The organism is Kineococcus rubinsiae (assembly GCF_011839805.1).
Taxonomy (GTDB): Bacteria; Actinomycetota; Actinomycetes; order Actinomycetales; family Kineococcaceae; genus Kineococcus; species Kineococcus rubinsiae.
Map to the genome: position 1 here is coordinate 1 of NZ_VWPY01000029.1, position 17,974 is coordinate 17,974.

Below are 17,974 nucleotides of genomic sequence, written 5' to 3' on the forward strand. Positions count from 1 at the left end.
GTTCACCGCCCCCGACAGCTCGCAGCTGGTCGCGCTGGAGTCCCGCCAGCGCGTCTTCCCCGCCGGCCTGGCCGAGTTCCTGCGGGCCCGCGACCAGCGCTGCGCGACCCCGTTCTGCGATGCCCCGATCCGCCACCTCGACCACGTCCGACCCCACGCCCGCGGCGGCCTCACCACCGCCGCGAACGGGCAGGGACTGTGCGAGGCGTGCAACCACACCAAGGAACTCCCCGGGTTCCGCTCCACCCGAGACCCCGAGACCGGAACCACCACGCTGACCACTCCGACCGGCCATCGGTACGGAAGTTCGCCGCCACCGGTGCTCGGGCACCCCGTGCTGCCCGCCGAGCCGTACGCATCGGGGATCGAGGCGGACCTGCGCCGGCGCCTCGACCTCGCCGCCTGACCCGAGGTCACCGGGCGTTCCCGTCAGGGCCCGAGCGGGCGTCGCATGCTGACACGAGGCCACGCGTCCAGGCCCAGGTCGCGTTCGTGGCGGCGCACCGCCCGCAGCTCCGGCCCGGCCTCGGCGTCCGGGACCACGGTGAAGCCCAGCCGGGCGTAGTAGGGCGCGTTCCACGGCACGTCCGCAAACGTGGTCAGCGTCATCGCCGCGAAGCCCTTCCCCAGCGCCCAGCGGGCCGCGGTGTCGAGCAGTTCCCGGCCCAGCCCCCGACGGGCGCAGGCCGGGTCCACCGACACCTGCTCGACGTGGGCCGCGCCGTCGACGACGTCCAGCAGCAGGTAGCCGACGGCCACGTCGTCCTCACCGCTGACCACCCACGCCCGCCCGCGGACCCGGTAGGCGTCCAGCTCCTCGAGCGTCGGCGGGTCGTCCTCGGCGACGGCGACCATGCCGAGGTCCCGGAAGGCGGCTCCAGCCGCCCGCTCGACGTCCTGCAGGCGTGGGAGGTCCCGGGATTCAGCGGGGCGGATGCGCAACACGGTCGCTCCGTCAGCGGGTGACGTCGACCCAGGTGGCGCCGGCCAGCTCCAGCAGGTGCGCGGGCGTCAGCCGGACCGCGCTCGCGGGGCTGCCCGCCGCGGGGTAGACGACGTCGAAGCCGCGCAGCGACTCGTCGCAGAACACGTCCAGCGGGCTGGGGTGGCCGAAGGGCGACACCCCGCCGACGGGCTGGCCGGTCAGCGCCTCGGTCTCCGCGGCCGGCAGCATCCGCGGCTTGCTGCCGAAGCGCGCCTTGAACTTCGCGTTGTCGAGCCGGGCGTCCCCGCTGGCCACGACGAGCAGCGTGCGCTCCCCCGCCCGCAGCGCGAGCGTCTTGGCGATCTGCCCCGGCTCCACCCCGAGGGCGGCCGCGGCCGCAGGGACCGTCGAGGTGTCCGCGTCCGCGTGGACGACCCGCACGCCGGGCGCGTGGACGTCCAGGAACTCCTGCACTCGTTCGGTGCTCACGTCGGTCCCTCCTGCGCCGGCCGCCGCCCGGGCGCGGCGGTCGACGCCAGTGCACCACGGCCGCGGGGGTGACAGGGGCGCCGGTGCTCGCCACGATGCTGCACGTGCCACCCCAACCCACCGGCCTGCCCGCCGACGACCACGTGCACTCGCGGTTCTCCTGGGACGCCGTCGCGGGCGACATGGAGGCGACGTGCGAGCGGGCGGTCGCCCTCGGCCTGCCGGCGATCTCCTTCACCGAGCACGTCGACCTCACCGCGTGGAACGCCCCGCCGGGCGGCTGGACCTGGCCGGACGGGGTCCGCGGCAGCATCGACGGGCACGGGCGCTTCCTCGGTGCCGCGCTCGAGGTGGACGCCTACCGGGAGTCCGTCGAGCGCTGCCGGGCCCGCTTCCCCGGCCTGCTCGTCCGGTGCGGGATCGAGCTGTCGGAAGGGCACTGGTACCCCGACGAGGTCCGCGACCTCCTGAGTCGGGGCTTCGACCGGGTGGTCGGCTCGATCCACACCCTCGGCGACCTCCGGGAACCCGGCGGCCACGTCGAGGCCGCCACCGGGTACGCGCAGCGGCCCGCGCTCGAGGTCGTCCGCGCCTACCTCGACGAGGTCGGGGCGATGGCTGCGAGCGACGCGCCGTTCGACGTCCTCGGGCACGTCGACTACCCGCTGCGGCACTGGCCGGCCGACGCCGGGCCCCTGCCGTGGGCCGAGCTGGAGGAGCAGGTCCGCTCCGTGCTCGCGGTCCTCGCCGCCTCGGGACGAGCCCTGGAGGTGAACACGTCGCTGCCGATGGACGTGCGCCTGGTCCGGTGGTGGCGCGAGAGCGGAGGCCGGGCGGTCGCCTTCGGCAGCGACGCCCACAGCCCGGGTGAGCTGGCGCGGGGCTTCCGCGACGTCGCGGCCGCGGTCGAGGCGACGGGGTTCCGCCCCGCGGCCGACCCGACGGCCCTCTGGGCGCGAGCCTGAAAACCGGTGCAGGGCAGGGCCGGGCCTACCGTGCCCGGGTGGCCTGCCGACTCCTCGCCCTGCGCCTCGATGCCCGTGACCCGCGGCGTGCCGCGGCCTTCTGGGGCGCCCTGCTGGACCGCGCGCCCGTGGACGACGCGAGCGGGGTCCTGCTGCGCGGCGGGGACACCCAGGTGTCCCTGCGCTTCGTCCCGGGGCGGCCGCGGACGGGGCCGCACCGCGTCCACCTGCACGTCACGAGCAGCAGCCCGGCTGACCAGGAGCGGACGGTGGAACGGGCGCTGCGGCTCGGCGCGACGCCCCTGGACGTCGGGCAGCGGCCCGAGGAGGCGCACGTCGTGCTCGCCGACGCCGAGGGCGACGAGTTCTGCGTCACCGGCCCCGGCAGCACCTTCCTGGCGGGGTGCGGCCCCCTCGGCGAGCTGGCCTGCGACGGCACCCGCGAGGTCGGCCTGTTCTGGGCCTCGGCGCTGGACTGGCCGCTCGTGTGGGACGAGGACGGCGAGACCGCGGTCCAGCACCCGCGCGGCGGCACGAAGGTCGCGTGGGGCGGGCCACCCGTCGCCATGCGGAGCGGCCCGGACGGGCGGCGGTTCGAGCTCGGCGTCACCGGCGGCGACCTCGACGCTGAGGTGGACCGCCTCGTCGCGCTCGGCGCGACGGTCCGCGACGGGGATGGCGCCGGCGAGGCCGTCGTCGTGCTCGTGGACCCCGACGGCGGCGAGTTCTCCCTCGCCGCCGGTCCCGCGTCCTAGGCGGACGCCTCCGGCGCGTCCTCGCGCGGCACGAGGCGCGCGACGCACTCGACGTGGTGGGTCTGGGGGAAGAGGTCGAAGGCCCGCAGGCCGTCCAGCACGTAGCGGCGCTCGGCGAAGAACGCGATGTCGCGCGCGAGCGCCGCCGGGTCGCACGCCACGTAGGCGACGACGCGGGGCGCGAGCGCCGCGATGCCGTCCACGACGGCCCGCCCGGCCCCCGAGCGCGGCGGGTCCAGCACGACGAGGTCGGCGCTGCCGAGGTCCTCGGTCGCGGTGGCGAGGACGTCCTCGACCCGCTCGGCCCGCAGGCCGACGTGGTCCAGGCCGTGCAGCGAGCGGCGCGCGTCGCGCACGGCCCGCTCCTCGCTCTCCACGGCCAGCACGGCCCCGTCCGGCCCGACGGCGCGCGCGAGGACGGCCGTGAACAGGCCGGCGCCCGCGTAGAGGTCCAGGGCCCGCTCGCCCTCGCGCGGCTGCAGCGCCGCGAGGACCGCCTCGGACAGCGTGGACGCGGCGCCGCGGTGGACCTGCCAGAAGCCGGCGCCCCCGACGCGGAAGCTGAGCTCCTCCCCGCCGACGGCGACGCGCTCGCCGACCCACGTGCGTCCCGAGCGGCGCTCCAGCGTGCCGTCGGCGCGGCGCACGGCGATCGAGGCGTCGGGCAGCTTGGGCATGCGGGGGTGCCGGCCGGCGGAGGGCAGGACGACGACCAGCGGCGGCCCGTCGTCGGACCCGCTGGCCACCTCCAGCGCCTCGACGTTGCCCCAGTGCTCGGCGAGGACGCCGCTGGCGACGACGCCCTCGGCGCTGATCGGGCAGTCGTCCAGCGGGACGACGTCGTGCGAGCGGTGCCCGCGCAGGCCGGGGCGGCCCTCGGCGTCGATGGCGAACTGGGTGCGGGTGCGCCAGCGCAACCCGTCCTCGCGGCCCCCCGCCTCGAACGGCACGGGCTCGACCTCGACGCGCAGGTCCAGGCCCGCGAGGCGGCGCAGCTGCTCCGCGACGACGTCGGCCTTCAGCCCGCGCTGGCGGGGGCCGGTCGCGTGCTGGAAGTCGCAGCCGCCGCACATCCCGGGCTTGGCGACCGGGCAGGCGGGCTCCACGCGGTCGGGGTCCGCGCGCAGGACGCGCACGGCGTCGGCGCGCCAGAACGACGCCCCCTCGGCACCCTCGGTGACGCGGGCCACGACGCGCTCGCCCGGCAGGGCGTGGCGCACGAAGATCACGCGACCCTCGTGGCGGGCGACGCAGTGCCCGCCGTGCGCGACGGGGCCGACCTCGACCTCCAGCTCGGTGCCGGCGGCGTCGGGCCCCAGGTCGCGGGTCGGGCGGGTCTGGCGGCGGCGGGTGACGCCTCGGGCGGCGGGCTGCGCGGAACGGGTCACCGGTGGTCCTCGGGGTTGTCGGGGTGGTCGGTGGGCGAGGGACCGAAGGTGCCGCGGCGCACGAGGCCCGGGGCGGCGCGCTCGATGCGCTCCTCCTGGCCCGCGGAGCTGGTGAGCTGCCACGGGACGCTGGCGACCATCACCCCCGGCGTGTAGCGCAGCCGCGCCTTCAGCCGCAGCGCCGACTGGTTGTGCAGGAGCGTCTCCCACCAGTGCCCGACGACGTACTCGGGCACGTAGACCACGACGAGGTCGCGCGGGTAGCGCCTGCGCAGCGACTTCACGTGCTCCACGACGGGCTTGGTGATCTCGCGGTACGGCGAGTCCAGCACCGTCAGCGGGATGGGCAGGTTCATGGCCTCCCAGCGCGTCTGCAGCGCCGCGGTCTCCTCGGGCTCCACGGCCACCGTGACGGCCTGCAGCTCGGTGGGCCGCGCGGCCCGCGCGTACGCCAGTGCCCGCAGGGTCGGCTTGTGCAGCTTGGAGACCAGCACCACGCCCCGCACCCCGGTCGGCAGGGCCTTCGCGCTGCGCTCCTCGGGGATCTCCAGCTCGGCGCTGACGCGGCGGTAGTGGCGCCGGATGAGCTTCATGTTCACGAACACGACGGCCATGGCGAGGATCGCGATCCACGCGCCCTGGGTGAACTTGGTCAGCAGGACGATGACCAGCACGAGGGCCGTCATGCCCAGGCCGACGGAGTTGATGACGCGCGAGCGCTTCATGCGCTGCCGCGTGCCGCGGTCGGTCTCGTCGCGCAGGTGCCGCGTCCAGTGCCGGATCATCCCGGTCTGGCTCATGACGAAGGACACGAAGACGCCGACGATGTAGAGCTGGATGAGGCGGGTGACCTCGGCGTCGAAGGCGAGGATCAGGACGACCGCGGTGCCCGCGAGGGCGATGATCCCGTTGGAGAACGCCAGCCGGTCCCCGCGCGTGTGCAGCTGCTTGGGCAGGAACCCGTCGCGCGCCAGGATCGAGGCCAGCACGGGGAAGCCGTTGAACGCGGTGTTCGCGGCCAGCACCAGGATGACGCCGGTGGCGGCGGTCACGACGTAGAACGCGATCGGGAAGTGGTCGAAGATCGACGCCGCGAGCTGGCCGATGATCGGGTCCTGCACGTAGCTGTCGCCCACCGGCGCCCCGCCGCGCAGGAGCTGCGTCGCCGGGTCCTCCGCGAACCGCACGTGGGTGAGGTTGGCCAGGGTGATGACGCTGAACAGCATCGTCACGGCGACCAGACCGAGCAGCAGCAGCGTCGTGGCCGCGTTCTTGCTCTTGGGCTTCTGGAACGCCGGCACGCCGTTGCTGATCGCCTCGACGCCGGTCAGGGCCGCGGCGCCGGAGGAGAAGGCCCGCAGGATGAGGAACGCCCCGGCGATGCTCGTGAAGCCGCCCGTGAAGTCCCGCTCCCCGGACAGCGTCAGGTCCGCGCTGGGCGCCTGCGGGAGGTCCCCGAAGAAGTAGCGGCCGAAGCCCCACAGCGCCATGCCGAGGATCGAGGCCATGAAGATGTAGGTCGGGATGGCGAAGGCCGCGCCGCTCTCCTTCAGCCCCCGCAGGTTGACCGTCATGAGCAGTACCACGAGCGCCGCGGCGAAGACCGCCTCGTGCCCGCGCAGGGCCGGGATGGCGGCCGCCGCGTACTGGGCGCCGGAGGAGATCGACACCGCGACCGTCAGGACGTAGTCCACGAGCAGCGCACTGCCGACCGTGAGCCCCGCGTTGGGCCCCAGGTTGACGGTGGCGACCTCGTAGTCTCCGCCGCCCGAGGGGTAGGCGTGCACGTTCTGGCGGTAGGACGTGACCACGACGAGCATGACCGCCACGACCGCCAGGGTGATCCACGGCGAGAAGGCGTAGGCCGCGATCCCGGCGATCGAGAGGGTCAGGAAGATCTCGTCGGGCGCGTACGCGACCGAGCTCAGGGCGTCGGAGGCGAAGACGGGCAGAGCGATGCGCTTCGGCAGGAGCGTCTCGGACAGCTTCTCGCTGCGGAAGGGACGTCCGACCAGCAGCCGCTTGGCCGCGTCTGTCAGGGAGGGCACGTCTGGCAATGCTACGTCCGCGCAGCGGTCCGGGGGCCCACACCGCACGGGTGGTCGTCCCGCGGCCCCGGGGGCGGGAGCGGTAGCGTCGCCGCGAACGGTCCGCCTCCCGCCGCCAGCGCGGGAGGGGACGGGACGGCGACAGGACCGGAGCGGACGTGCACTTCGTGATCATGGGTTGCGGGCGGGTCGGCTCGACCCTGGCCCTCACCGTGGAGCAGCGCGGGCACAGCGTGGCGGTGGTCGACCAGGACGCCGACGCCTTCCGCCGGCTCGGCCCCGGCTTCGAGGGGCGCCGCGTGACGGGCGTCGGCTTCGACCACGACACGCTGGTCGAGGCGGGCATCCACGAGGCGGACGCCTTCGCGGCCGTCTCCTCGGGCGACAACTCCAACATCATCGCCGCGCGCGTCGCGCGCGAGAAGTTCGGCGTGCAGACCGTCGTGGCCCGCATCTACGACCCGGGCCGCGCCGAGGTCTACGAGCGCCTCGGCATCCCCACGATCGCCACCGTGCGCTGGACGGCCGACCAGGTGCTGCGGCGCCTGGTGCCCGAGGGCGCGCTGTCGCAGTTCCGCGACGCCAGCGGCAAGGTCGTCCTGCTCGAGGCCCCCGTGCACCCCGAGTGGGTGGGGCGCCCGCTGAGGGAGCTCGAGGCCGCCACCGGCGGCCGGATCGCCTACATCACCCGGCTGGGGACGGGCATCGTCCCCACCAAGGGGACGGTCCACCAGGAGGGTGACCTCGTGCACGTCGTCGTCGAGGACGAGCGCTCCCAGCGGGCCATCGCCGTGCTGGCCGCGGCCCCGGCGGGTGACGCCTGATGCGCGTCGTCATCGCCGGCGCCGGCATCGTCGGGCGCTCCATCGCCCGCGAGCTGCTGGGCAACGGCCACCGCGTCCTGCTCGTCGACCGCTCGCCCGCGGCCATGAAGATCTCCAGCGTCCCCGACGCCCAGTGGCTGCTCGCGGACGCCTGCGAGATCTCCAGCCTCGACGAGGCCGAGCTCGCCGACTGCGACGTCGTCGTGGCCGCGACGGGCGACGACAAGGCGAACCTCGTCGTGTCGCTGCTGGCCAAGACGGAGTACGGGGTCCCCCGCACCGTCGCGCGCGTCAACAACCCCAAGAACGAGTGGCTGTTCGACGAGGCGTGGGGCGTCGACGTCGCCGTCTCGACGCCACGGCTCATGACGGCGCTGGTCGAGGAGGCCGTCAGCGTCGGGGAGCTGGTGCGGCTGTTCACCTTCCAGCAGGGTCAGACCTGGATGGCCGAGTTCACCCTCGAGGAGTCCAGCCCCGTGCTGGGCCGCACCGTGGGCGAGGTGGAGCTGCCCGGCGACACCGTGCTGGTGGCGATCGTGCGCGACGACCGGCCGATCGCGCCCAGCCCGGACGACCAGCTCGAGGCCGGGGACCACCTGATGTTCCTCAGCTCCCCCGACGCCGAGGCCGCCCTGCGGACGCTGCTCGGCAAGGCCTGACCGGCGCGGGGCCCGGGACGCTCAGGCGTCCCGGGCGCCCGCGTCGTCCGGCTGCTGCGGGGAGCGCTGCAGCGAGGAGTCCTGCAGCGGCGTGCGGCCGCGCAGCAGGACCAGGCTCGCCACGGCGACGCCCAGCACGAGCAGCGGCCAGCCGAGCACGAGCTTGCTCGCCGCCAGCCAGGTCGTGCTCCCGCTGAGGTAGAGGGGCAGCTGCACCGCGACGCGGATGACGTACCCCGCCAGCAGCAGGCCGGTGAGGCGCTGGCACAGGTGCACCACCCCGCGGTCGCGCCGCCAGCCCGTCGGGTCCTCGGTGACCGCGCCGACGAGGAAGCCCACCACGGGCCAGCGCGCCAGCATGGAGGCCGCGAACACGACCGCGAGGGCCCCGTTGAGCAGGATCCCGGGGAGGAACACGTCCTCGGCGCGGCCCGTGCGGGAGGCGATGAACGCGGCGACCGCGGTCGCGACGATGCCGCCGAGCGCGTGCTGCAGCGTCTCGCGCCGCGCGACCCGGACGACGAGGGCGACGAGCAGGACGGCGCCCGACGCGCCCACCGAGGCCCACAGGTCGGACGTGGCGATCCAGGTGATGAGGAAGGCCAGGGCGGGCGCGGCGGAGTCCAGAAGCCCGCGCCAGCCGCCGAGGGCGAGCGACAGGCGCTGCCGGACGACCTCCTCGACCGTGGTGGGCACGGGCTGGCCGGGGGCGGCCGGGAGGGCGGGCGACGCCGGCTGCAGGCCGGCGGCGGGGTCCTCGAGCGTCACGCGCCGTCCGGCGCGATCAGCTCGTAGATCGGGTTGAAGATGATCCGCTGGCCGTCGTCGTCGGCCACGAACCCGCGGGCCTTCACGCGGCGACCGGCCTCGATGCCCGCGATGCGCCGCCGGCCGAGCCACACGAGCGAGACGCTGCCGGAGCCGTCGAACAGCTCCGCCTCCAGCGCCGGGACCCCGCCGCGCGGGCGCAGCGTGACCGACCGGAGGGTGCCGCACACGCAGGCCTTGGTCCGCGAGGCGACCGCGTCGCAGGGCAGGGCGCCCTGGCGGACGGCCTCCTCCTGCGCCTCCTCAGCCGCGAGGTCGGACTCCGAGGCGGTGAAGCGCGCCAACGCGCGTCGCCACAGCGGTGTGCTCAGGACGCCAGACTTCGTCACGGGGTCCAGCCTAGGCCGCCCGGGCGCCCCGTGGGGCGCGGCCCGGAGATGCCCACCCGCTCAGCGGACCTCGGTGATCTCCGGGCCCCGCTCGAAGGGGTCCAGGTCGTCGCGGCCGGCGCCCTCGGCGGCGTCCGCGGGCGCCTCCTGCGGCGCCTGCGCCATCTCGGGCAGCGCCAGGGGCAGGAGCTCGCGCGGCGCCATGGCGTCCTCGCCGCGCACGACGACGACGCCGCGCACGACCTCCTCCAGGGGGGCGGCGGCCGCGGCGTCGTGGGCCGCGTGACCCGCGAAGACGGCGCGCAGGAACCACCGGGGACCGTCGACGCCCGCGAACCGGGTCGGCTGGTGGGCCGTGCGGCCGTCCTCGGTGCGCACGGGCAGCCGGCACAGCAGCTCGGCGCCGAAGGTGCCCGGCACCTCGTCGGCCGTCCCGCCCTGCGCCGCGACGGCCGTGGCGATCTCGCCGCGGATCTCGTCCCAGACGCCGAAGGTGCGCGGCGCGGCGAAGACCTGCAGCTGCACGGTCGAGCCGTCGATGCCGACGGTCACGGCGATGACCCGCTGGGTGCCCTCCTCGACCTCGAAGCGCAGCTCCATGCCCTCGCGGCCCGCGAGGCGCAGCGCGCCGAGGGCCAGCCGGCCGTCGGGGAGCTCGACCTCGGAGGCGTCGAAGGGACCAGCGGACCGGTCGACGGCCACGGGCGCCGCGGGGGCGACCTCCGCGGGCGCGTCGTCGGTGGTCGCGGACGCAGCCGGGGCGTCGGTGGTCTCGTCGGCGCCGTCCGCGGGGACCGCGGTCTCCGGCGTCGTGTCGTCGTCGGCGCTCTTGCGGCGTCGGAACAGGCTCACTGCGGGCCCCCAGGAGGAGTGGTGGACGAGGTGGGAGGCGTGGTGGAGGAGGTGGGAGGCGGGCCGCCCGCGAGGGCGCCGGCGCCGCCGGTGCTGCCGTGGCCACCGGTGCCGCGCACGGACTCCTCGAGGTCCTCGACGGGCACGAACCGCACGCGCTCGACGCGCTGGACGACGAGCTGCGCGATGCGGTCGCCCGCGCGCAGCTCCACGGCCGCGCTGCGGTCGGTGTTGAGCAGGGTGACGCGCACCTCGCCGCGGTAGCCCGCGTCGACGGTGCCCGGGGAGTTCAGGACCGTGAGCCCGAGGCGGGCCGCGAGCCCGGAGCGCGGGACCACGAAGGCCGCGCAGCCGTCGGGGAGCGCGATCGAGACCCCCGTCGGCACGGTCGCCCGCTCCCCCGGCCCGAGGGTGACGTCGACGCGCGTCGTCAGGTCGGCGCCCGCGTCACCGGGGTGGGCGTAGGCCGGCAGGTCCGCTCCGGCGCCGAGGACCGCGGGGACCTCGAGCTCCGGGGCTCCGGCAGCGGTGCGGAGGGTCACGGACACGGACACTACCGCCGGGGTCCGGGGAACAGCCGCCGCCGCCCGGGCCCGGAGCGGCGTGAGACGCTGGCCCCATGGACGGCGCACCCGCCTGGGACGGAACCGAACGCTGGTGGCCCGCGGTGACGACGTGGTTCTCCTGCGTGCCGCTGGTCGTCGCCGGGTGGCTCGTCCCGCTCCCCGTCTTCGGCTACCGCGCCGCGGCGGTGGGGGCCGTCGTGGCCGCCGTCGTGACCCTCGCGTGCCTGGCCAGCCTGAGCTGGCGCACCCGCCTCGCCGACGGCGTCTTCCAGGTCGGGCGCGCGCGGCTGCCCGTGGCCGTCATCGGTGCCGTCGACCCCGTCCCCGCGGCGGAGCGGCGCGCGGCGCTGGGCCCGCAGCTGGACGCCCGGGCCCACCTGGCCATCCGCTCGTGGGTCCCCTCGGCCGTGCGCATCCACCTGACCGACCCGCACGACCCCACGCCGTACTGGATGGTCTCCACGCGCCACCCGGAGCGCCTGGCCGCCGCCCTGCGCGCCGCGGCGGAGACGACGAAGGCCGCCACCTGACGCGCAGGTGACGGCCTCGTCGTGCTCGCGGCCGGACGTGCCGGCCGGGCGCCTCAGGCGGCGCAGTCGGTGCAGATCATCTGCCCGCTCGCCGACTCCCGCAGCTGGCTGCGGTGCACGACCAGGAAGCAGCTGGTGCACGTGAACTCGTCCTGCTGACGGGGCAGCACGCGGACGGAGAGCTCCTCGTTGGAGAGGTCCGCCCCGGGCAGCTCGAAGCCCTCGGCCGCCTCCGTCTCGTCCTCGTCGACCGCGCCGGAGCTCTTGTCCGTGCGACGCGCCTTGAGCTCCTCCAGGGAGTCCTCGTTCAGCTCGTCGTCCGTCTTGCGCGGTGCGTCGTAGTCGGTCGCCATGACCCTGCCTCACACTCCGAGATCTGGTGTCGTCGTCCGTCCGGCTGGTCCTCAGCCGAACCGGTGCGCCGGAGCAACGCTGGAGACTCCGGTTCCATGCCCGGGGCGCCACGAGCCGTTCGACCGCGCGTCCAAGGAGCACGCATCGTGCCCTACCGGCGCGGAGAGCACGAACCGGGGCGCGGCGCGCGGCGGCGGCCGGGACGCGCTGGACCGTCCGGGTGCCGCTCGTCCACAGCGACACCGGGTGAGTTGGTCGCGGCCCCGGCGGGCCGTAGTCTCCCCTCGTCCACGCGCCGAGGAACCGCCCGCGACCAGCGGAGCAGGTTCGAGAGCGCCGCTGTCCGAGGAGGTGCCCCGTGTCCGTGCCCCGGTCGGAGACCGTGCTCGAGACGTCGCCCGACGTCCGCAGCGAGAACCGCAGCACCACCGCCCCGCCCGCCTTCGTGGCCCAGCTCAGCGAACGGGTCCTGCGGACCCGCACCCAGGCCGACTCGGCCGTCGAGGAGGGCGAGGAGGACCTCGCCGACGCCCTCCTGTCCGAGCTGGAGGGCCTGCTGCGCCTCGCCGAGGCGCACGACGTCCTGCTCCCCGACACCGCGGCCTACCTCGAGCAGCGCCGCGCCCCGTCGGCGGCCCGCCCCGTGGTCGTCGACCTCACCGAGCCGCGCGCCCCGCAGGAGGCCTGAGCCCCCTCGGGCGTCAGGACGCGAGCGCGGCCAGCACCTCGGGGTGCAGGGCCGGGCCCGCGGCCAGCAGCCCCTCGCCGCCCGGGGCCCCGCCGGTGAACCCGGTGACGACCGCGCCGGCCTCGGTGGCCACCAGCAGGGCCGCCGCGAAGTCCCAGGGCTTCAGCCCGCGCTCGTAGTAGGCGTCCACCCGACCCGCGGCGACCGCGCACAGGTCGAGCGACGCCGTCCCGATGCGCCGCAGGTCGCGCACGCGCGGCAGCAGCCGCGCCACGACCGCCGCCTGCTCGGCGCGGCGGGCCGCGTCGTAGCCGAAGCCGGTCGCCACCAGCGCGCCCGCGAGCTCGGGCCCGTCCTCGGCGTGCAGCGCCCGCCCGTCGAGGTGGGCCCCGCCGCCGCGCACGGCCGTCCAGGTCTCCGCCCCCGCCGGGTCGTGCACGCAGCCCACCAGGGGCTGCCAGCTCGCCGGGTCCGGCTCGGAGGCACCGCGCACCGGGTCGAGGACCAGGGCGATGCTCACGGCGTAGGCGCGGATGCCGTAGAGGTAGTTCACGGTGCCGTCGATGGGGTCGACGACCCACGTGAGGCCGCTGGTGCCCGCGCGGTGGCCGGTCTCCTCGCCGAGGAAGCCGTCCTGCGGGCGGGCCGCGGTGAGCCGCTCGAGGATCAGCGCCTCCGACGCGGTGTCCATGGCCGTGACGACGTCCGTGGGGCTGCTCTTGGTCGCGGCGACCTCGACGCGGCTGGGGCGGCCGTCGTGGATGAGCGCGCCGGCCTCGCGGGCCGTGCGCTCGGCGAGCGCCAGCAGCTCCCGCAGGGCGGTGCCGTCGGGCGCCACCGGCGCCGCGGCGGCCGCGTCCGCCGTCACACCTGCACCGGGGGGCGGTAGTCCTCACCCGTCGCCGCCGCCAGGTCGGCGCGCAGGTTGCGGCAGCACCCGACCGGGCAGACGACGTGCGAGGGCGGCAGGTCGCCGGACACGGGGCGCTCGACCTGCTCGCCGCGCGCCATCGCGGCCCGCTCCTCGACCAGGTCGACGAGGCCGCGCACGAAGGGCTCGGCGGTGCCGACGGTGGCGGCCCGGGCGAACGGCAGCCCGATCTCCGTCGCGGTCTCGGCGGCCTCGGTGTCGAGGTCGAACTTCACCTCCATGTGGTCGGAGACGAAGCCGATGGGGGCGACGACGACCGCGGGGACGCCCTCGGCGTGCAGCGCCCGGAGGTGGTCGTTGACGTCGGGCTCGAGCCAGGGCTGCGTCGGCGGGCCCGAGCGGGAGCAGTAGGCGAGGTCCCAGGCCTGCTCGGTGCCGGTGCTCGCGGAGACCTGGCGGGCGACCTCGCGGGCCACCGACAGGTGCTGGCGCACGTAGGCGCCGCCGTCGGCGCCCGAGACGTCGTTCATGGCGTCGGGGATCGAGTGCGTCACGAACACCGTGCGCGCGCCCGCGCGCAGCTCCTCCGGCAGCTCCAGCAGGGCCGCGGCGACCGCCTCGGCGTTCACCGCGGTGAAGGCCGGGTGGTTGTAGTAGTGCCGGACCTTGTCGACCTCGAGGAAGCGGCCCTCCTCGGCGAGCTCCGCGAGCGACTTGGCGAGGTCCTCGCGGTACTGCCGGCAGCCGGAGTAGGAGGAGTAGGCGCTGGTGAAGACGGTCAGGACGCGGCGAGCGCCGGCCTCGTGGGCGGCGCGCAGCGTGTCGGTCAGGAAGGGGTCCCAGTTGCGGTTGCCCCACAGCAGCGGCAGCTCGCCGAGCCCCCGGCCGTCCATCTCGGTCCGCAGCGCCTGCAGCAGGGCGCGGTTCTGGTCGTTGATGGGGCTCTTGCCACCGAAGTGCAGGTAGTGCTCGGCCACGGAGGCGAGCCGCTCGCGCGGGATGCCCCGGCCGCGCGTCACGTTCTCCAGGAACGGCATGACGTCGTCGGGTCCCTCCGGACCACCGAAGGACAGCAGCAGCAGGGCGTCGTACGGGCTCGCGTCGCTCACCTGCGCATCCTCCCCCAGCGGCGGGCACCCGGCGCGCCTGGGTCGCGCCGCGCGACGTGAGAACGGCGACACCGCGCTCCGCGGGGAGCGCGTCGCGGCGAGGTGGCAGAGTGGAGCGCGTGGGAAGGTGCCCGCTGGGCCGACTCCGCGCCGCCGACCGGGCGAGTGCGACGACACCGCTGGGAGGGCGCTCGCCATGCAGGACCTGAGGCTCGTCGGGGTGCACGACGACGGTGAGCACGTGGTGCTGGCCGCCGGGGACGGCACGCGCTACCGCCTGCGGGTGGACGAGGCGCTGCGCGCGGCCGTGCGCCGCGACCGGGCCCGGCTGGGCCAGCTGCAGATCCAGATGTCGGCGCAGCTGCGGCCCCGCGACATCCAGGCCCGCATCCGCGCCGGCGAGTCCGCCGAGGAGGTCGCCGAGGCCGGCGGCCTGACGCTGGAGCACGTGCGCCGCTACGAGGGCCCCGTCCTCGCCGAGCGCGCCCACGTCTCGGGGATGGCCCGCCGCGCCCCCTATGGCCGCGGTGCCGGTGCCGGCTCGCTGGAGGAGCTCGTCGTCTCGCGGCTGACCGCGCGCGCCGTGGACCCCGAGGGCGCGCGCTGGGACGCGTGGCGCGAGGAGGACGGCGCGTGGACCGTGCAGGTGGAGTTCGTGGCCGGCGGTCGCGGCCGCCTCGCGCGCTGGGCCTTCGACCCCTCCTCCAAGGGGCTCTCGGCCTCCGACGACGAGGCGCGCTGGCTGTCCGAGGAGGAGCCGGCCGAGCCCGGCCCCCTGCCCTCGCGGCGCCTGGTCAGCATCGTCGGCGACAGCGCCCGCCCGGTGGGCGAGCGGGTCTACGACGTCGAGGCCGACGGCGGGGTCCGCTCCGCCGCGGACCGCACCGACGACCTGCTGGACGCCCTGGACGCGCAGCGCGGCGTGCGCGGTCCCGTGCCCGTCCCCGAGGACGACGAGGACGCGGACGGCGGGGAGGTCGGGACGCTGCGCGTGGACGCGCTGCTCGCCGACCCGCCGCCGGCCCACCCGGCCGCCTCGGCACCGCACGAGCACCCCGACACGACCGTCCTGCCCGCCCCCGCGAGCGTGCCCGCGCTTCCGGCCGAGCCGGCCGCGTCCTCGGTCGAGCCGGCCGCGTCCGGCGTCGAGGACGCCCCCGGCGAGGTGCCGGACGACGTGGTCGCGGACGCGGACCACGGCGTCCGGGAGGCCGCCGCGGAGGTCCCGGGGCCGGTCCAGGACGCCCCGGAGGAGGCCCCGACGGACGCGCCGAAGCCCGCGCCCCGCAAGCGGAACCGCTCCGCCCGCCGCCCGGGCGGGACCCCCGCCGCGGGCAAGCGGCCGAGCGTCCCGAGCTGGGACGAGATCATGTTCGGCACCAAGAAGGACTAGCGGTACCGGCGTGGGCGAGGACCCGGCGTGAGCGAGGACCCGACGTGAGCGCGGACGCGGACGGCGAGGTCTGGCGCCGCCGTCGCCGCGAGGCCGCGGACGCCCACGCGGCGGCGGCCGACCGGGCCCGCCGGCGCGACGTCGCGCAGGCCCGGGAGCTGCTCGACGGCTTCGTCGCCGAGGTGCGCCGGCGCGGGATCGAGCCCGAGCCGCTGCTGGCCTCGGCCCAGGGCCGCCGCTACCGCACGGGCCTCACCGGCTGGTACCTGCGCCGCGACGGCTCCCTCGGCGTCGACGTCGACGGCGCGTTCTACCTCCTCGGGGTGCCCCGCTCGCTCGCCGGGCTGCTGCGCGGGGTCCGCCTCGAGCCCGCCGACCCGCCGCTGCAGGTCGGTCGCGGCGCGCGCGACGGCGAGGCGATCGACCTGAGCGACCTCCTCGCCCGGCGGCTCGCCGACCTCGACGGCTGAGCGGGGCCGCTCAGCCCTCGGCGGGGTGCGGCGGCAGGACCCCGCCCGCCACCTGCGAGGGGCCGGGCAGCAGCGCTCCGCCGCCGAGGTGCTCCGGGCCCGCCTCCGCGGGGCGGGGAGCCTCCTCGGGGTGCAGGCGCACGGCGATGAGCGCGCAGTCGTCCAGCGGCCGGTCGCCGACGAGCTCGGTGACCAGGGCGTCGAGGAACTCCGCGAGCGGCAGCTCCCGGTGCCGGCCGGCCGCCGCGAGGAGCTCGTCCAGGCCGCGGCTGAGCGGCCGGTCGCGGCGCTCGATGAGGCCGTCGGTGAACAGCAGCAGCGTCGAGCCGGGCGGCAGGTCGTGGGTGTGGCTGGTCCGCGGGGTCTCCGCGGCCAGGCCCAGGAGCAGCTCGGGGCGGTGGGACAGCAGCTCGGCGTGCCCGTCGGGGTGCAGCAGCAGCGGCGGGAGGTGCCCCGCGTTCGCGTGGTGGAAGCGCCGCAGGCCCTCGCGGCGCTCCTCGCCGTCCTGCTCGATCCGGCCGAACACGGCGGTGGCCAGCGTGTCGATGCGCAGGGCCGGGATCGCCTGGTCCAGGCGCTGCACGACCTCCGCGGGGTCCGCGCCGTCGTCGAGGGCCAGGGTGCGCAGCACGTTGCGCAGCTGGCCCATGTAGGCGGCCGCGTGCACGTCGTGGCCGGTGACGTCGCCGATCGCGAGGCTGAGCGAGCCGCCGGGCAGGACGACGGCGTCGTACCAGTCGCCGCCGACCTGCTCGCCCCGCACGGCGGGCACGTAGCGCGCCCGCAGCTCCAGGTGGTCCGGCTGCGGCAGCCGGGTGAGCATCGCGTCCTGCAGGACCCGGGCCACCTCGCGCCGCTCGGCGAGCAGCTGCAGGCGCTGCAGCGACTGCGCGGCGTAGCGGGCCAGCGCGACCATGACGGAGCGGTCCTCGTCGGAGAAGCGCCGCGGCGCGGGCCAGCTGAGCGCTAGGACGCCCACCGCGGCGCTCGTGGGGCCCCCGCCGGCGACCAGCGGCAGGACGGCCGACGCGGCCGGGTCCCCCGCACCCGGGGCACCCGACGTGCCCTCGACGAAGGTGAAGCGGCCGGTGCGCATCGCGCGGGCCAGGACGTCGGCCGGGGGCGAGGCCGCACCGGCGCCCGCGGCGGGGCCGAGCAGCCGCAGCCGGCGGCCCGCGTCGGGCGCGAGCACGCACACCGCGCCGGCGCCCAGCTCGACGGCCGCGACGGCGGAGACGGTCCGCACGAGGGACTCGACGTCCTCCGCGGCGGCGACCGCCTCGGAGAGGCTCAGCAGCAGGCGGTCGCGGCGGCGGTCGCGCTCGGCGGACCTCGCAGTCGGGACCTCTGCGGCCGGGACCTCAGTGGCCGGGACACCTGCGCCCGGGACCTCGGTGGCCTGGACCTCCACCACGGCCCCGGACCCCGCGACCACGAGCTGGCGCGAGCAGGCCTCGGCGAGGTCGGCGAGCAGGGAGAGCTCCGCCAGCGACCAGTCGCGCGGTGCGGTGTCGATGGCGCAGAGGGACCCGACGACGCGCCCGGAGCCGTCGCGCAGGGGCATCCCGGCGTAGGCGATGACGCTCAGGTCCGCGACGGCGAGGTGGCCCGCGAGCAGCGGCTCCTCGCGCGTGTCCTGCACGACGAGCGCCTGCCCGGTCTCCACGACGTGGCGGCACACCGAGTGGGTGAGGGGCGTGGCCCGCATGCTCTGCCACGGCTGGGCCAGGCCGCTGGACCCCGGCAGGACCTGCTCGTCGTCGTCGACGAGCGTGACGAGCGCGACGGGCACCCCGAGCGCGGCCCGCACGAGCCGGGTGAAGAGGTCGAAGGCCGGGTCCGCGCTCGCCCGTCCCGCCTGCGGTCCACCCACGTGCCACTGCTCCTCGTGCACCGGCCGGAGCCGGTCCCGGCGTGCGTGCCGGTCCCGG

Annotated in this window: 21 protein-coding genes; 9 read left to right on the forward strand and 12 right to left on the reverse strand. The window is 76.3% G+C overall.

Going from position 1 to position 17,974, the window contains the following annotated elements:
• Nucleotides 1-406: HNH endonuclease (locus F1544_RS14150; protein ID WP_167586440.1), on the forward strand; the 406-nt coding region annotated here is incomplete at its 5' end.
• 23 nt (nucleotides 407-429) lie between these two features.
• Here F1544_RS14150 and F1544_RS14155 read toward each other — a convergent pair.
• Both F1544_RS14155 and F1544_RS14160 read right to left on the reverse strand, forming a co-directional pair.
• Complete coding sequence (locus F1544_RS14155) at nucleotides 430-945, reverse strand: GNAT family N-acetyltransferase (RefSeq protein ID WP_308470077.1); 516 nt, start codon at nucleotides 943-945, stop codon at nucleotides 430-432.
• Between the two features lie 10 nt (nucleotides 946-955).
• Complete coding sequence (locus F1544_RS14160) at nucleotides 956-1,414, reverse strand: YbaK/EbsC family protein (protein WP_167586442.1); 459 nt, start codon at nucleotides 1,412-1,414, stop codon at nucleotides 956-958.
• Between the two features lie 104 nt (nucleotides 1,415-1,518).
• Between F1544_RS14160 and F1544_RS14165 the strand changes: the two genes are divergently transcribed.
• Together F1544_RS14165 and F1544_RS14170 are read left to right on the forward strand one after the other, a co-directional pair.
• Entirely contained in the window at nucleotides 1,519-2,379 is an 861-nt protein-coding gene (locus F1544_RS14165; protein WP_208971886.1) for a PHP domain-containing protein, read from the forward strand.
• Between the two features lie 38 nt (nucleotides 2,380-2,417).
• Nucleotides 2,418-3,134: a VOC family protein gene (locus F1544_RS14170; protein ID WP_167586444.1), complete on the forward strand. Its 717-nt coding sequence runs from the start codon at nucleotides 2,418-2,420 to the stop codon at nucleotides 3,132-3,134.
• Here F1544_RS14170 and F1544_RS23575 read toward each other — a convergent pair.
• Nucleotides 3,131-4,522 (reverse strand): class I SAM-dependent RNA methyltransferase, encoded by a 1,392-nt coding sequence (locus tag F1544_RS23575; RefSeq protein ID WP_308470078.1) that lies wholly within the window; start codon nucleotides 4,520-4,522, stop codon nucleotides 3,131-3,133. The two genes, F1544_RS14170 and F1544_RS23575, sit on opposite strands and share 4 nt — an antisense overlap.
• Complete coding sequence (locus F1544_RS23580; RefSeq protein ID WP_308470079.1) at nucleotides 4,519-6,570, reverse strand: APC family permease; 2,052 nt, start codon at nucleotides 6,568-6,570, stop codon at nucleotides 4,519-4,521. The genes F1544_RS23575 and F1544_RS23580 overlap by 4 nt, the downstream gene beginning before the upstream one ends.
• Nucleotides 6,571-6,728: 158 nt before the next feature.
• Between F1544_RS23580 and F1544_RS14180 the strand changes: the two genes are divergently transcribed.
• Nucleotides 6,729-7,394, forward strand: coding sequence for a potassium channel family protein (locus F1544_RS14180; protein WP_167586445.1), 666 nt, complete (start codon nucleotides 6,729-6,731; stop codon nucleotides 7,392-7,394).
• Nucleotides 7,394-8,053, forward strand: a complete 660-nt coding sequence (locus F1544_RS14185; protein WP_167586447.1) for a potassium channel family protein — start codon at nucleotides 7,394-7,396, stop codon at nucleotides 8,051-8,053. The genes F1544_RS14180 and F1544_RS14185 overlap by 1 nt, the downstream gene beginning before the upstream one ends.
• A 21-nt stretch (nucleotides 8,054-8,074) precedes the next feature.
• Here F1544_RS14185 and F1544_RS14190 read toward each other — a convergent pair whose 3' ends face one another.
• The 4 genes from F1544_RS14190 to dut are packed head-to-tail and all read right to left on the reverse strand — an operon-like array spanning nucleotide 8,075 to nucleotide 10,604.
• Entirely contained in the window at nucleotides 8,075-8,821 is a 747-nt protein-coding gene (locus F1544_RS14190; protein ID WP_308470080.1) for a DUF3159 domain-containing protein, read from the reverse strand.
• A complete protein-coding gene (locus F1544_RS14195) occupies nucleotides 8,818-9,210 on the reverse strand; it encodes an OB-fold nucleic acid binding domain-containing protein (RefSeq protein ID WP_308470081.1) in 393 nt (130 codons plus the stop codon). Before F1544_RS14195 ends, F1544_RS14190 begins: the two co-directional genes overlap by 4 nt.
• Nucleotides 9,211-9,270: 60 nt before the next feature.
• Entirely contained in the window at nucleotides 9,271-10,062 is a 792-nt protein-coding gene (locus F1544_RS14200) for a DUF3710 domain-containing protein (RefSeq protein WP_167586449.1), read from the reverse strand.
• Nucleotides 10,059-10,604: a dUTP diphosphatase gene (gene dut, locus F1544_RS14205; protein WP_167586451.1), complete on the reverse strand. Its 546-nt coding sequence runs from the start codon at nucleotides 10,602-10,604 to the stop codon at nucleotides 10,059-10,061. The genes F1544_RS14200 and dut overlap by 4 nt, the downstream gene beginning before the upstream one ends.
• 77 nt (nucleotides 10,605-10,681) lie before the next feature.
• On the opposite strand from dut, the gene F1544_RS14210 reads away from it, so the two are divergent.
• Nucleotides 10,682-11,158, forward strand: coding sequence for a DUF3093 domain-containing protein (locus F1544_RS14210; RefSeq protein ID WP_167586453.1), 477 nt, complete (start codon nucleotides 10,682-10,684; stop codon nucleotides 11,156-11,158).
• 53 nt (nucleotides 11,159-11,211) lie between these two features.
• Here the strand turns inward: F1544_RS14210 and F1544_RS14215 are convergent, their stop codons facing one another.
• On the reverse strand, nucleotides 11,212-11,511 hold the full coding sequence (locus F1544_RS14215) for a DUF4193 domain-containing protein (protein ID WP_167586455.1): 300 nt from the start codon (nucleotides 11,509-11,511) through the stop codon (nucleotides 11,212-11,214).
• A gap of 359 nt (nucleotides 11,512-11,870) precedes the next feature.
• Here F1544_RS14215 and F1544_RS14220 point away from each other — a divergent pair, with 359 nt between their 5' ends.
• Nucleotides 11,871-12,200, forward strand: coding sequence for a hypothetical protein (locus F1544_RS14220; RefSeq protein ID WP_167586457.1), 330 nt, complete (start codon nucleotides 11,871-11,873; stop codon nucleotides 12,198-12,200).
• Nucleotides 12,201-12,213: 13 nt separating this feature from the next.
• Here the strand turns inward: F1544_RS14220 and F1544_RS14225 are convergent, their stop codons facing one another.
• Nucleotides 12,214-13,068: an inositol monophosphatase family protein gene (locus F1544_RS14225; protein WP_308470082.1), complete on the reverse strand. Its 855-nt coding sequence runs from the start codon at nucleotides 13,066-13,068 to the stop codon at nucleotides 12,214-12,216.
• Entirely contained in the window at nucleotides 13,065-14,180 is a 1,116-nt protein-coding gene (locus tag F1544_RS14230; RefSeq protein ID WP_167586459.1) for a ferrochelatase, read from the reverse strand. Before F1544_RS14230 ends, F1544_RS14225 begins: the two co-directional genes overlap by 4 nt.
• Before the next feature lie 196 nt (nucleotides 14,181-14,376).
• Here F1544_RS14230 and sepH point away from each other — a divergent pair, with 196 nt between their 5' ends.
• Both sepH and F1544_RS14240 read left to right on the forward strand, forming a co-directional pair.
• On the forward strand, nucleotides 14,377-15,573 hold the full coding sequence (gene sepH, locus F1544_RS14235) for a septation protein SepH (RefSeq protein WP_167586461.1): 1,197 nt from the start codon (nucleotides 14,377-14,379) through the stop codon (nucleotides 15,571-15,573).
• Nucleotides 15,574-15,617: 44 nt separating this feature from the next.
• The gene (locus tag F1544_RS14240; RefSeq protein WP_167586463.1) at nucleotides 15,618-16,043 is read left to right on the forward strand and encodes a hypothetical protein; all 426 of its coding nucleotides are present in this window, start codon (nucleotides 15,618-15,620) and stop codon (nucleotides 16,041-16,043) included.
• Between the two features lie 10 nt (nucleotides 16,044-16,053).
• On the opposite strand, the gene F1544_RS26405 is transcribed toward F1544_RS14240, so the two are convergent.
• Nucleotides 16,054-17,916, reverse strand: a complete 1,863-nt coding sequence (locus F1544_RS26405) for a GAF domain-containing SpoIIE family protein phosphatase (RefSeq protein WP_167586465.1) — start codon at nucleotides 17,914-17,916, stop codon at nucleotides 16,054-16,056.
• Nucleotides 17,917-17,974 lie beyond the last annotated feature (58 nt).

Excerpts from the sequence above, each read along its gene's own strand:
- F1544_RS14185 (WP_167586447.1), top strand. The coding sequence starts at position 7,394 with ATGCGCGTCGTCATCGCCGGCGCCGGCATCGTCGGGCGCTCCATCGCC.
- F1544_RS14210 (WP_167586453.1), top strand. The coding sequence starts at position 10,682 with ATGGACGGCGCACCCGCCTGGGACGGAACCGAACGCTGGTGGCCCGCG.
- F1544_RS14215 (WP_167586455.1), bottom strand. The coding sequence starts at position 11,511 with ATGGCGACCGACTACGACGCACCGCGCAAGACGGACGACGAGCTGAAC.
- sepH (WP_167586461.1), top strand. The coding sequence starts at position 14,377 with ATGCAGGACCTGAGGCTCGTCGGGGTGCACGACGACGGTGAGCACGTG.